Source organism: Pseudomonas sp. IPO3747 (assembly GCF_013385245.1).
GTDB classification, from domain to species: domain Bacteria; phylum Pseudomonadota; class Gammaproteobacteria; order Pseudomonadales; family Pseudomonadaceae; genus Aquipseudomonas; species Aquipseudomonas edaphica.
In genome coordinates, this window is sequence record NZ_JACAQL010000009.1 from 165545 (window position 1) to 179390 (window position 13846).

Here is a 13846-nt window from a genome sequence, read left to right on the forward strand (position 1 = left end):
TTTCAATTCCGAGCCACTGAACGATTTGCCATCCCCGCCCGTCATACCAATCCTTGAGCTAGTGTAGGAATTGTCTACCACTCAGCCCTGCGATTAGTCCCAAACCGCCTACCTATGTTTAACTTGAATGCTCGTTCAAGTTAAACCCGGTGGTTCGCTGCCCGCTCACAACAGGAGGCTTACCTTTGCTGAGTCCGTTATTTACAGCCACATCACACACCTTCGGGGTGCATCGTTCATGAGTGCATCGTCCACCCCATCCAGCGGCCTGGTGCGCATGAATGCGCCGGTTTTCTACTTTGCCGCAACCTTCATTTTGCTGTTTGGCATCACTGTCATCGCTATTCCGCAACAGGCCGGTGCCTGGCTGCTGGCAGCGCAAAACTGGGCGGCCAACACGGTCGGCTGGTACTACATGCTCGCGATGACGCTGTATCTGGTCTTCGTGGTGGTCACCGCGCTATCGGGCTACGGCAAGATAAAACTCGGTGCCGACCACGACGAGCCCGAATTCAGTTACCTGTCCTGGGCCGGCATGCTGTTCGCCGCGGGGATCAGCATCACGCTGTTTTTCTTCTGCGTCTCCGAGCCATTGACGCACCTGGTGCAGCCGCCTCAGGGCGCGCCGATGAATGCCGATGCGGCTCGCCAGGCCATGCAGATCCTGTTTCTGCACTGGGGTCTGCATGGCTGGGGCGTGTTTGCCTTTGTCGGCATGGCCCTGGCGTACTTCGCCTACCGGCATAACCTGCCGCTGGCGCTGCGTTCGGCGCTGTACCCATTGATCGGCAAGCGCATCAACGGCCCCATCGGTTATGCGGTGGACGGCTTCGGCATCATCGCCACGGTGTTCGGCCTGGGCGCCGATATGGGTTTTGGCGTGTTGCACCTCAACTCCGGTCTCGACTACCTGTTTGGCATCGCGCATACGCAGTGGATCCAGGTCGGCCTGATCACCTTGATGATGGGCGCCGCGATCCTGGTTGCCGTCGCCGGCGTCGACAAGGGCGTGCGAGTGATGTCCGACATCAACATGCTGCTGGCCTGTGCGCTGCTGCTGTTTGTGTTGTTCGCAGGCCCCACCCAGCACTTGCTCAACACCTTGATCCAGAACATCGGTGACTACCTCGGCGCCTTGCCGACCAAGAGCTTCGATGTGTACGCCTACGACAAACCCAGCGACTGGCTGGGCGGTTGGACGGTGTTCTACTGGGCCTGGTGGATCGCATGGTCGCCGTTCGTGGGCCTGTTCATCGCGCGTATTTCCCGTGGTCGGACCATCCGCGAGTTCGTCTTCGGCGTGCTGTTGATTCCGCTGGGCTTCACCCTGGCGTGGATGTCGATCTTCGGCAACAGCGCCATCGACCAGGTACTCAACCACGGCATGACCGCGTTAGGCCAGTCGGCCATCGATGACCCTTCGATGAGCCTCTACTTGCTGCTGGAAACCTACCCGTGGAGCAAGACGGTGATCGCCGTCACGGTGTTTATCAGCTTCGTGTTCTTCGTCACTTCGGCGGATTCCGGCACTGTAGTGCTGTCGACGCTTTCGTCCAAAGGCGGCAACGCCGATGAAGACGGGCCGAAATGGCTGCGGGTGTTCTGGGGCGCGATGACGGCGCTGGTCACCAGTGCCCTGCTGTTTGCCGGCAGTATCGACTCGCTCAAGTCGGCAGTGGTGCTGACCTCGTTGCCGTTCTCGCTGATTTTGCTGCTGATGATGTGGGGGCTGCACAAGGCCTTCTACCTCGAATCGCAGAAGCAGATTGCCCAGCTGCATTCGCTGGCACCGGTGTCGGCGGCGCGCAAAGGCCGAGGCGGTTGGCGCCAGCGTTTGAGCCAGGCCGTGCACTTCCCGTCACGTGATGAGGTGTACCGTTTCCTCGAATCGACGGTGCGCCCGGCGATCGAAGAAGTGACGGCGGTGTTTGTCGAGAAAGGCCTGAATGTGGTGACTCAGCCGGACCCGTCCAACGACAGCGTCAGCCTGGAAATCGGGCATGGCGAGGAGCATCCATTCGTTTACCAGGTGCAGATGCGCGGTTACTTCACGCCGTCGTTCGCCCGGGGTGGCATGGGTTCCAAAGAGATCAACAACCGCCGCTATTACCGCGCGGAAGTGCACTTGAGTGAGGGCAGCCAGGACTACGATCTGGTCGGCTACACCAAGGAGCAGATCATCAACGACATCCTCGACCAGTACGAGCGCCACCTGCAGTTCCTGCACCTGGTGCGCTGACCCACCGATCGTTCCCACGCTCCGCGTGGGAATGCCGCCTGGGACGCTCCGCGTCCCGCCGCAGGGATGACGCAGAGCGTCAATGGATGCATTCCCACGCAGAGCGTGGGAACGATCAAATGCCCGCAAACCCGTGTAATTAAAGGCTTTCTTAAACTTAATTTCATTCGTGAACCAAGTGTTTTGACTCCGAACTGTCATCTGGCCACTGCGTAATTGTGTGAAGCGTTTGACGCTTTCATTTCAGAACAGTGACGGAGACCGGTAACAATGAAGACGTTAATAAGCCCCATGGTAGGTGCCGCCATGGCGAGCTTTATGCTGTCCGCCCATGCCGATTTTATCGACGACAGCCACGCCGACGTGACCCTGCTCAACCGCTATCTCAACCAGCAAGGTCGTGATGTGGTGGGCAGCAATGCCAAGGCGCATAGCGTGCGGGATTGGGGCCAGGGTTTCGAGTTCAACTTCAAGTCCGGCTACACCGAAGGCCCGGTAGGTTTTGGCCTGGACTTGCAGGCGTTTTACGGCTTGAAACTCGACTCCGGCGGCGACCTCAACGACAAGGATCACCAGGGCCGCTACCCAGGCAGCATGTTCCCGTTGGACAACGGCAAATCCGCCGACCAGTTCGGTGTACTCAGCCCGACCTTCAAGATGCGTTTCGCCAAAGATGAACTGCGGGTTGGCACGCTGTATGGCAACAACCCGGTACTGGCCAACACCGACGGCCGCCTGTACCAGCAGACCAATACCGGCGTGCAACTGGTCTCCAAAGACCTCAGCGACTTCACCTTCACCGGCGGCGATATCTTCAAGACCAAGATCCGCAACGAAACCGGCGACCAAGGCATGATCACCGCCGGCGGCACCCGAGAAAGCGATCGCTTCCTGTTCGGCGGTGCGGATTACACCGGCATCCAGAACACCACCGTGAGCCTGTGGTACTCCAACCTTGAGGATTACTACCAGCAGTTCTTCCTTGGTGCCAAGCGCCATGACGCGTTGTCCGTGGGCGCCATCGACACCGACGTGCGCGTGTTCCGCAGCCTTGGTGTAGGCGCCAACGCCGACGGCGATAAAGACTTTACCGGCGCCGGTCTGTATGGCGACGGCACCAGCAAGGGCCGCATCAACCAAACCACCGCCAGTTTGCTGGAGAGCTACAGCCTGGACGGTCACACCGTCGGCTTGGGCATCCAGAAAAACAGCGGTGACAGCGACTTCCCGTACCTCGATTCCGGCCTCAACAGCGGCGACAACCGCCAAGGGCCGGGCTCAGGCGCAGACACCCCGGCGCTCACCAACATGCAGTTGAATAAATTTCAACACGCCGGTGAGCGCACTTGGCTTGCGCAGTACAAGTATGACTTCGGTAAGCTGGGCCTTACCGGCCTGACGTTCTCGGCGGCCTATGCCCACGGTGATGACATCCGCACCGTGCAAGGCACCACCAGCGAGTGGGAACGCAACATTGCCGTGGCTTACCAAGTACCGACCGGCACCCTCAAGGGCCTGGGCGTGACCTGGAAAAATGCCCACGCCAGCCCGGATATTACCGGTGCCACCGTTCAAGATGAAAATCGCTTTTATGTCAGCTACGTCGTTCCACTCTGGTAGGAAATTGCTGTAGAACGGAACGGCAGGCTTAAGCGATTCAGCTGGTTAAAAGGCCTGGGAATAACCTTATTCCCGGGCCTTATTTGCCTACGTCCAAGAGAGGATTCGATGACTTACATTGCTGCCGAAAACCGCTATGAATCTATCCCGTACCGCCGCGTAGGTCGCAGTGGGTTGGTGCTGCCGGCACTGTCCCTGGGGCTGTGGCACAACTTTGGCGACAGCACCCCGATTGACACCCAGCGCGCCCTGCTGCGCACTGCGTTTGACCTGGGGATCAACCACTTCGACCTGGCCAACAACTACGGCCCACCGTATGGCAGCGCCGAGATCAACTTCGGCCGTTTGCTGCGTGAAGACTTCAAGCACTACCGCGACGAGCTGATCATTTCCAGCAAAGCCGGCTGGGACATGTGGCCCGGCCCTTACGGCCAGGGTGGCGGGTCGCGCAAATACGTACTGGCGAGCCTGGACCAGAGCCTGCAACGCTTGGGCGTCGACTACGTGGATATTTTCTACTCTCACCGTTTTGACGCCGACACCCCGTTGGAAGAAACCGCCAGCGCCCTTGCCACTGCCGTGCAACAGGGTAAGGCGTTGTACATCGGTATCTCGTCTTATTCCGGGGTGAAAACCCGCGAAATGGCGGCGCTGCTCAAAGAGTGGAAAGTGCCGTTGCTGATCCACCAGCCGGCCTACAACCTGCTCAACCGCGGGATTGAAAAAGACCTGCTGGATACCACCGACGAACTTGGCGCAGGGGTGATTGCTTTCACACCACTGGCCCAGGGTTTGCTCACCGACAAGTACCTCAACGGCGTGCCAGCCGATGCGCGGGTCAACCGCCCAGGTGGCGGCTCGTTGCAGGCCAAGCACTTGTCTGAAGCCAACATTGCCCATGTGCGCGGGTTGAATGAAATCGCCAAGCGCCGTGGCCAGAGCCTCGCGCAACTGGCCCTGGCCTGGACCCTGCGTGACCCACGGGTGACCAGTGCCTTGATTGGTGCGAGCCGGCCGGAGCAGATCATTGAAAACGTTGGCGCGTTGAAGAACCTGAGCTTCAGCGCGGAAGAACTGGCGGAGATTGATCGGTTTGCGCAGGAAGGCGGGATTAACCTGTGGGAAAAACCGTCCACTGCTGAATAAGCCGGTACAAGCCGGTCAAAAATGTGGGAGCCGGGCTTGCCCGCGATGGCTGTGTGTCAGTCGATGAATGTATGGGCTGGTCCGCCGCTATCGCAGGCAAGCCAGCTCCCACATTTTGATCTTCGGTGTGGCAAATTCACTCGGTTGTACTCGGCCAAAGTGGGAGCCGGGCTTGCCCGCGATGGCTGTGTGTCAGTCGATGAATGCATGGGCTGGTCCGCCGCTATCGCAGGCAAGCCAGCTCCCACATTTTGATCTTCAGTGTAGCAAATTCATTCGGCAGTACGCGGTCAATGTGGGAGCCGGGCTTGCCCGCGATGGCGGTGTGTCAGTCGATGAAGTAGTGGCTGGTCCACCGCTATCGCAGGCAAGCCAGCTCCCACACTTTGATCTTCAGTGTGGCAAATTCATTCGGCAGTACGCGGTCAAAGTGGGAGCCGGGCTTGCCCGCGATGGCTGTGTGTCAGTCGATGAATGTATGGGCTGGTCCGCCGCTATCGCAGGCAAGCCAGCTCCCACATTTTGACCTTCATTGATGCAGAGGCTGTGCCTGGTTTAGAAGGGGACGTCGCCCAGGATTGTGGCGCGATGCATCACGCGCCGTTGCGGACGGTAGTCATCCACGGCGTAGTGCTGGGTCACGCGGTTGTCCCAGAACGCCACGTCGTTCTCCTGCCAGCGCCAGCGAATGGTGAATTCCGGCCGTGTTGCGTGGGCAAACAGCAGCTTGAGTATGGCCTCGCTTTCCACCGGCTCCAGCTCGTTGATTTTGGTGGTGAAGCCGTCACTGACAAACAGCGACTTACGCCCGCTGACCGGATGCGTGCGCACCACCGGGTGTGACAGGGGTGGATTCTTCTTGCGGGTCTCTTCCCAGCGCGCCAGGTCTTCGGCGGTGTTACCAAAGCGCTCCAGCGGGAAGGATTTGGTGAAATCATGAGTCGCCGTCAGGCCGCCGAGCAGGCGCTTGAAGGGTTCCGACAAGGCTTCATACGCCGCAATGCCACTGGCCCACAACGTGTCGCCACCAAAGGCCGGCAGCAGCTTGGCGCTGAGCACCGCGCCGAGCGCCGGCGTCGGCAGGAAGGTCACGTCGGTGTGCCATACGGCGTTGTCGCGCACGTCAGTCACGGCAGTGTCGAGGATCAGCACTTCGGGCTGCTCCGGCACGTTGGGGTAGATCGGGTGAATGTGCAGGTCGCCAAAATTTGCCGCAAACCGCGCCTGTTGCTGCGGCGTGACGGCTTGGCCACGGAAGAACAGCACCGAGTGGCTGAGCAGCGCCTGCTCAATGGCGTCACGTTCTTGGAGGCTCAACGGTTGGGTGATATCGACGCCACTGATCAGGGCGCCCAGGGCGGTGCTTATTGGCGTAACGGTCAGGCTGCTCATGCGGTTCTCACTCAATGTGCCTGGCCATGCCAAGGCACTAATTTGCGCTGCAGGGCACGCAGGCCCATTTCCATGGCGAAGGCAATCAGGGCGATCACCAGAATCCCCAGCACCACCACGTCGGTGACCAGGAACTGCGCCGCCGACTGCACCATAAAGCCCAGGCCGCTGGTGGCGGCGATTAGCTCGGCGGCAACCAGGGTCGACCAACCCACACCCAGGCCGATGCGCACGCCGGTAAGGATGTCGGGCAGCGCGCTCGGCAGGATCACATGGCGAATCAACTGGGCGCGGGTGGCGCCCAACGACTGCGCGGCACGCAGCTTGGCCGGGTCGACCGTGCGCACGCCGGTCGCGGTGGCGATGGCGATAGGCGCAAAGATCGCCAGGTAAATCAGCAATACCTTGGACAGCTCACCGATGCCGCACCAGATCACGATCAGCGGCAGGTAAGCCAGGGGCGGAATCGGCCGATAGAACTCGATCAGCGGGTCGAGGATGCCACGGGCAATGCGGTTGGCACCGATGGCAATCCCCACCGGCACGGCGGTCAGTACCGCAAAGCCCAGGCCCAGGCCGATGCGCGTGAGGCTCGCGCCCAGGTGCTGCCACAAGGTGGAATCCATATAGCCGGTGGTCGCCAGCAGCCAGCCTTTTTGCAGCACGGCGGAAGGTGGCGGCAGGAACAACGGTTCGATCACGCCAGTGGCGGTGACGGCCCACCAGATTGCCAGCAAGGCGACCAGGGTGAGTACGCTGATCCAACGTGTACTCAGGCTGCGACGTACTGGAATAACCTTGTGCGCTACCGGCTTGGCGGCCGTGGCGGGAAGTTCGTAGCTGCTCATGCAGGCACCTGCCGTTGCGAGAACACTTTGCCCAGCACGTGTTCACGGGTTTCGATAAAGCGCGGGTCGGACTTGATCGCCCGCGCCGATTCACCGGCGGCGTAGCGTTGACCGAAGTCCAGGTGCAGGCGCTCGACGATCTGGCCTGGGTTGGGCGCCAGCAGGATCAGGTCGGTGGCGAGAAATACCGCTTCTTCGATGTCATGGGTAATCAGGAACACCGGCTTGGCCGTGCGCCGCCAGACTTGCAGGAGCAACTCCTGCATCTGTTCGCGGGTGAAGGCATCGAGGGCGCCGAAAGGCTCGTCCATCAGCAGCACGCGAGGGTCAGCCGCCAGCGCGCGGGCCAGGCCGACACGCTGTTTCTGGCCACCGGAAAGCTGCCAGATACGGCGGCTGTCGAAACCGGCCAAATCGACGAGTGCGAGCATTTCCCGGGCGCGCACTTCGCGTTGTGCCTTGGGCACACCGGCCAGTTCCAGGCCGAAGCCGACGTTGGCCAGCACGTCCTGCCAGGGCAGCAGAGCGTCGTCCTGGAACACCACGCCGCGTTCGGCGCTCGGGCCTTTGACCGGCACGCCATCGAGGGTGATGCGCCCGGCAGAAGGTTCGACGAAGCCGGCAATCAGGTTCAACAGCGAAGTCTTGCCACTGCCGGACGGGCCGAGGGCCACCAGCAATTGCTGAGGCCCAAGGTCGAGTGAGATATCGGACAGTACCGGTTCTGTGGCGCCTGGGTACTGTGCGCTGATGCGCTCCAGTTGTAGCAAGGCCATCGCGATGAACTCCTTGAATCAGTTAGTGATGAACTTGGCGCTGACGTAAGGGGCGTAGTCCGGCAGCACGGCGTCGACTTTGCCTTGTTCCTTGAGGAACGCGGCGGTGTCGGTCACAGCCTTGGTGGTCGGTGCGCCCAGCAGGGTTACTTGGTCAGCGGCCAGTGGGTAGACGTTGCCTTGCAGCAGCAGTGGGATATCACTGGCCTTGGCGCCGGAGAGCTTCACCAGCTTGTCGACGTTGCCTTTGTCGGCCAGCCAGGCCTGTGGGTCTTTGCGGTAGGCGGCGTAGGCGTCCAGGGTGACTTTGGCGAAGGCCGTGACGATTTCCGGGTGTTTTTCGGCGAAGTCTTTGCGCACGATCCAGGCATCGAAGGTTGGCGCGCCAAACTTGGCCAACTCACCGGAGGTGATCAGCACTTTGCCGCTTTCCTTGGCAACGCCCAGGGCCGGGTCCCACACGTAAGTCGCGTCGATATCGCCGCGCTTCCACGCCGCAATGATTGCCGGCGGTGCGAGGTTGAGGATGGTCACTTTGGAAGGGTCGATGTTCCAGTGTTTCAGCGCGGCCAACAGGCTGTAGTGGCCGGTAGACACGAAAGGCACGGCAATCTTTTTGCCGACCAGGTCCTGTGGGCTGTTGATCCCCGAACCATTGCGCGCTACCAGCGCTTCGGCGGCGCCGATCTGGGTGGCGACCAGGAAGGTTTCAACCGGCACTTTGCGCGTTACCGCAGCGGTCAGCGGGCTGGAACCGAGGTAGCCAATCTGGACGTCGCCGGAAGCAATGGCGGCGATGATGTCGGCGCCATTGTCGAATTTGCGCCAGTCGATCCTGGCGTTGGTAGCTTTTTCATACGCACCGTCGGCCTGGGCGACTTTCGCCGGGTCTACGGTGGTCTGGTAAGCAATGGTCACATCTGCCGCCTGGGCAAACAGGCTGGCACCGGCCAGGGACAATGCGGCCAAGAGGCGCAATGGGGTAAGCAGTTTCAAGGGGAAGCTCCTCAATCAGGCGGCCGAGGATCGGCGTGTGAGGAGACTAAATGATCTAAGAACTCGAAAATAAATAACATTTTCGAATTAGCTTATGAGGAGAAGAGTGAGCGCAATCTTCAACCCAATGAAGGCAAATGTGGGAGCTGGCTTGCCTGCGATAGCATCACCTGGGTATCACTGATACACCGAGGTGTTTGCATCGCAGGCAAGCCAGCTCCCACACAAACCAGGTCCCACAGGAGATGGCGTGATGCTTTAGTTACTGATCGCCAGAATGCTTGCCTGGTACGAGCCGACAAACACGTCAAAGTCGCCCACTTCGTTTTGCTCAAGCTCCACCTGCTGAGCCAGCGACTTACGTGCCAACTCTTCAAAGCGTGCCTGCTCCTCGGCTGGTAAAGGCTCCTGGCGGAAGTGCGCGGCGTGCACCTCGCTCTGATGCAGGGAGAATTGCGCAAAGCTCTCTTTGCGCTCGGCCATCGCTGCCAGCACTTGGGCCGACGGCGTCAGGGACGAGTCCTTGACCTTCGCCAACTGAGCGTCCAGCGCCTGGCTGTGCTCGGTGATGCCATGGCTCTCATCCAGCAAGGCCGCCAGCGGGGCGATCTTCTCCAGCAGCTCGGTGGCCCATTCCTTCATGTCCACCGCCTGGCCTTCACGCTGCAATTGCAGGCCTGGGCGACGGCCTTCCTTGACCACACTGAGGAAGTTGGAGGTGGCATTGCCACACTCGTTGTTGGCGAACAGCGGGCTGTCGTTCAACGCGCAGTACAGCAGGAACGCATCAAGGAAACGCGACTCCGGCAGGTCGATGCCCATCGGCAGGAACGGGTTGATGTCCAGGCAGCGCACTTCGATGTACTGGATGCCACGGGCCATCAGCGCCTGGATCGGCCGCTCGCCGGTGTAGGTCAAGCGCTTGGGGCGGATGTTGGAGTAGTACTCGTTTTCGATCTGCAGGATGTTGGTGTTGAGCTGCACCCATTCACCATCCTTATGGGTGCCGATTTCGACGTAAGGCGCGTAGGGCGTTGCCACCGCTTCGCGCAGGCTGTCGGTGTAGCTGTTCAAGTCGTTGTAGCACGGCGTCAGCCCAGCCTGAGCGTTGCTCTGGTAACCCAGGTCGCTCATGCGCAGGCTGGTGGCGTACGGCAAGTACAGCGTGTCGGCGTCCAGCACTTCAAGTTGGTGCGAACGACCGCGCAGGAAGCCCGCGTCCAGGGCCGGTGAAGCACCAAACAGGTACATCAGCAGCCAGCTGTAGCGGCGGAAGTTACGGATCAGCGCGATGTAGGCGGTGGACTGGTAGTCGCGGTCGGTGCCGACGAAGCCTTCAGTCTCCTTGAGCAACGGCCACAGCTGTTCCGGCAGGGAAAAGTTGTAGTGGATGCCGGCGATGCACTGCATGGTCTTGCCGTAACGCAGGGCCAGGCCCTTGCGGTACACGTACTTGAGCTGACCGATATTGGAGGTGCCGTAGTAGGCGATCGGAATATCTTCCTCGGCCGGCAACGGGCACGGCATCGAAGGGCTCCACAGGTACTCGCTGCCGAGCTTGCTGTAGGCAAACCGATGGATCTTGTCCAGGCTGCTCAGGGTGTCGGCCGGGTTGGGCAGGGCGGGAGTGATGAACTCCAGCAGCGATTCCGAGTAGTCGGTGGTGATCAATTCATTGGTCAACGCGGCGCCCAGGGCTTCTGGATGCGGCGTTTGTGCCAGGCGACCCTCACCGGTGACGCGTAGGCATTCACGCTCGATGCCGTGCAAGCATTGCTCTAGCAGGGAGAGGTGTTCGCGCTTGCCGAGCAGGGCCAGGCGGCGGTTGAGAAGTTCGCTCAAGTTGGATTCCTTCACGCGTCAGTCGCCCCAATATGGGGGTGGGCAGGACGGTCTACAAGGGTGAAGTTGAAACTGGCGTTATCGCCTGGTTTAGAGTCGATTTGGCTCACATTGAAAAAGCCTACTTCACTCCATGAATTGGGCTATAGCGCAGCAAGAAAATTCCGACGCTGTTGTCGCAGCGCCGAAATTAACTCAAATCGAGGGCGGGGAGCTAGAGGACAGCGAAGGTGCCTTGTGCTTTTGCGACAAGTCTTTCGCCTTGATACACATCGGCTTCGACCACCAACGTGCGTCTGCCGGCGTGAATCACCCGGCTGGTGCACAGCACATCACCGTCTTCGACGGCGCGGATATAGTTGATCTTGCACTCGATGGTCGCGCTCTGCTGGTCAAATCCATGGGCGCTGGAACAGGCCAGCCCCATGGTGATGTCGACCAGGCTGAAAATCGCCCCGCCATGGAGCTTGCCCGCGCGGTTGCGCAGTTGCGGCTCCAGGGTCAGGGCCACCTCGGCAACGCCCTCGTCCAGGCGTTGCAGGCGGCAGCCGATCAGTTCGCTGAACGCGCTCTGGGTCAAACCGGCCGGGATTTCCATCAGCGTTTCTTCAACTGCTTGGCGTTGGCAAACAGCGACGCCATCGCGTTGTTGCTCGGCGCGGCCGTGGCGGTGGGCTCTTTACGCGGCGCGTTACCCTGGGATTGGCGCGGGGCCGAGCCTGGGCGTGCACCACGGGCGCCGTCGATTTTCTCGCCTGGGGTGTCGCTCATGCGCATCGACAGACCCACGCGTTTGCGCGGGATATCGACTTCCATGACCTTGACCTTGACCACGTCACCGGCTTTTACCGCTTCGCGTGGATCCTTGATGAACTTCTCCGAAAGCGCAGAGATGTGCACCAAACCGTCCTGATGCACGCCGATATCCACAAAGGCGCCAAAGTTGGTCACGTTGGTGACCACGCCTTCGAGGATCATGCCCGGTTGCAGGTCCTTGAGGTCTTCAACACCGTCCTGGAACTCGGCGGTCTTGAACTCGGGACGCGGGTCGCGGCCAGGTTTTTCCAGCTCTTGCAGGATGTCGGTGATGGTCGGCACACCGAAGGTTTCGTCGGTGTACTTCTTCGGGTCCAGGCGCTTGAGGAACGCGGCGTCACCGATCAGCGAACGGATATCGCGGTCGGTCTCGGCGGCAATACGCTGCACCAGCGGGTAGGCTTCCGGGTGAACCGCAGACGAGTCCAGCGGGTTATCGCCGTTCATGACCCGTAGGAAGCCGGCGGCCTGTTCAAAGGTTTTTTCGCCCAGGCGTGCGACTTTCTTGAGCGCGGCGCGGGTTTTGAACGCACCGTTTTCGTCGCGGTGGGTGACGATGTTCTGCGCCAGGGTGGTGTTAAGCCCGGAAATACGCGCCAGCAGCGCGACCGAGGCGGTGTTTACATCCACGCCCACCTTGTTCACGCAGTCTTCCACCACCGCATCCAGGCCGCGCGCCAGTTTCAGCTGCGACACGTCGTGCTGGTACTGGCCGACACCAATGGATTTAGGGTCGATCTTCACCAGCTCTGCCAGCGGGTCCTGCAGGCGGCGAGCAATGGAGACGGCGCCACGGATCGACACGTCGAGGTCCGGGAATTCCTTGGAAGCCAGTTCCGACGCCGAGTACACCGAAGCGCCGGCCTCGGAAACCATGACCTTGGTCATCTTCATGGCGGGGTATTTTTTGATCAGCTCGGCGGCCAGCTTGTCGGTTTCACGGCTGGCGGTGCCGTTGCCGATGGCAATCAGGTCCACGGCGTGCTTGGCGCACAGGGCGGCCAGAATGGCGAGGGTCTGGTCCCACTTGTTGTGCGGCACGTGCGGGTACACGGTGGCGTGGTCCAGCAGCTTGCCGGTGGAGTCGACCACCGCAACCTTGCAGCCGGTACGCAAGCCCGGGTCGAGGCCCAACGTGGCGCGCGGGCCGGCCGGTGCGGCCAGCAGCAGGTCGTGCAGGTTGTGGGCGAACACGTTGATCGCCTCGGTTTCGGCGCCGTCGCGCAGCTCGCCGAGCAGGTCGGTTTCCAGGTGGGTGTAGAGCTTGACCTTCCAGGTCCAGCGCACGACTTCACCGAGCCACTTGTCCGCAGGACGGTTCTGATTCTGGATGCCGAATTGTTGCCCGATCATGCCTTCGCACGGGTGCATGGTGCCCGGCAATTCGTCGCCGACTTTCAGCGCGGAGCTGAGAATACCTTCGTTGCGACCCCGGAAAATCGCCAGTGCCCGGTGCGACGGCATGCTCTTGAGCGGCTCGTCGTGCTCGAAATAATCGCGGAATTTGGCGCCTTCTTCCTCTTTGCCGGCGATAACGCGAGCACTGAGAATGGCTTCCTGCTTGAGGTAGGTGCGCAGTTTTTCCAGCAGGCCGGCGTTTTCAGCGAAACGCTCCATGAGGATGTACTTGGCACCTTCGAGGGCGGCCTTGACGTCGGCGACGCCTTTTTCGGCATCGATAAAGCGCGCGGCTTCGGCTTCCGGGGCCAGCGACGGGTCGTTGAACAGGCCGTCGGCCAGCTCGCCCAAACCGGCTTCCAGGGCGATCTGGCCCTTGGTGCGGCGCTTCTGTTTGTACGGCAGGTAAAGGTCTTCGAGGCGGGTCTTGGTGTCGGCGAGCTTGATGTCGCGTTCCAGTTGCGGGGTCAACTTGCCCTGTTCCTCGATGCTGGCGAGGATGCTGATGCGCCGTTCGTCGAGTTCTCGCAGGTAGCGCAGGCGCTCTTCCAGGTGACGCAATTGGGTGTCGTCGAGGCTGCCGGTCACTTCTTTACGGTAACGGGCGATGAAAGGCACCGTGGAGCCTTCATCCAGTAGCGCGACGGCCGCTTCGACCTGTTGTGGGCGTACACCGAGTTCCTCGGCAATGCGGCTGTTGATGCTGTCCATAAAACCACCTGAAATTCTTGAAAGCAGCTCGCAGACCCGGAAAACAAGGCGTTGCGAGGCTG

At 60.7% G+C, this 13846-nt stretch carries 10 protein-coding genes; 3 read left to right on the plus strand and 7 right to left on the minus strand.

What is annotated here, in order from left to right:
- Nucleotides 1–277: 277 nt before the first annotated feature.
- The 3 genes from betT to mgrA all read left to right on the plus strand — a co-directional run bounded on the left by betT (nt 278) and on the right by mgrA (nt 5005).
- Nucleotides 278–2239: a choline transporter BetT gene (betT, locus tag HX790_RS13960; RefSeq protein WP_169986756.1), complete on the plus strand. Its 1962-nt coding sequence runs from the start codon at nt 278–280 to the stop codon at nt 2237–2239.
- 291 nt (nt 2240–2530) lie between these two features.
- Nucleotides 2531–3859 carry an OprD family outer membrane porin gene (locus tag HX790_RS13965; RefSeq protein WP_017135726.1) on the plus strand — a complete coding sequence of 443 codons (1329 nt, stop codon included), beginning with the start codon at nt 2531–2533 and terminating at the stop codon, nt 3857–3859.
- 108 nt (nt 3860–3967) lie between these two features.
- Complete coding sequence (gene mgrA, locus HX790_RS13970; protein WP_176991692.1) at nt 3968–5005, plus strand: L-glyceraldehyde 3-phosphate reductase; 1038 nt, start codon at nt 3968–3970, stop codon at nt 5003–5005.
- Nucleotides 5006–5560: 555 nt separating this feature from the next.
- On the opposite strand, the gene tauD is transcribed toward mgrA, so the two are convergent.
- The 7 genes from tauD to HX790_RS14005 form a co-directional block, all read right to left on the minus strand.
- Entirely contained in the window at nt 5561–6397 is an 837-nt protein-coding gene (gene tauD / locus HX790_RS13975) for a taurine dioxygenase (RefSeq protein WP_176991693.1), read from the minus strand.
- 11 nt (nt 6398–6408) lie between these two features.
- On the minus strand, nt 6409–7245 hold the full coding sequence (gene tauC / locus HX790_RS13980) for a taurine ABC transporter permease TauC (protein ID WP_017135360.1): 837 nt from the start codon (nt 7243–7245) through the stop codon (nt 6409–6411).
- On the minus strand, nt 7242–8021 hold the full coding sequence (gene tauB, locus HX790_RS13985) for a taurine ABC transporter ATP-binding subunit (RefSeq protein WP_017135361.1): 780 nt from the start codon (nt 8019–8021) through the stop codon (nt 7242–7244). The genes tauC and tauB overlap by 4 nt, the downstream gene beginning before the upstream one ends.
- A gap of 18 nt (nt 8022–8039) precedes the next feature.
- Nucleotides 8040–9017 carry a taurine ABC transporter substrate-binding protein gene (gene tauA, locus HX790_RS13990; RefSeq protein WP_176991694.1) on the minus strand — a complete coding sequence of 326 codons (978 nt, stop codon included), beginning with the start codon at nt 9015–9017 and terminating at the stop codon, nt 8040–8042.
- 258 nt (nt 9018–9275) lie between these two features.
- Nucleotides 9276–10859: a glutamate--cysteine ligase gene (gene gshA, locus HX790_RS13995; protein ID WP_176991695.1), complete on the minus strand. Its 1584-nt coding sequence runs from the start codon at nt 10857–10859 to the stop codon at nt 9276–9278.
- Between the two features lie 214 nt (nt 10860–11073).
- Nucleotides 11074–11457, minus strand: coding sequence for a PaaI family thioesterase (locus tag HX790_RS14000; RefSeq protein WP_017135364.1), 384 nt, complete (start codon nt 11455–11457; stop codon nt 11074–11076).
- On the minus strand, nt 11457–13784 hold the full coding sequence (locus HX790_RS14005) for a Tex family protein (RefSeq protein WP_169986660.1): 2328 nt from the start codon (nt 13782–13784) through the stop codon (nt 11457–11459). The genes HX790_RS14000 and HX790_RS14005 overlap by 1 nt, the downstream gene beginning before the upstream one ends.
- Between the last annotated feature and the right edge of the window lie 62 nt (nt 13785–13846).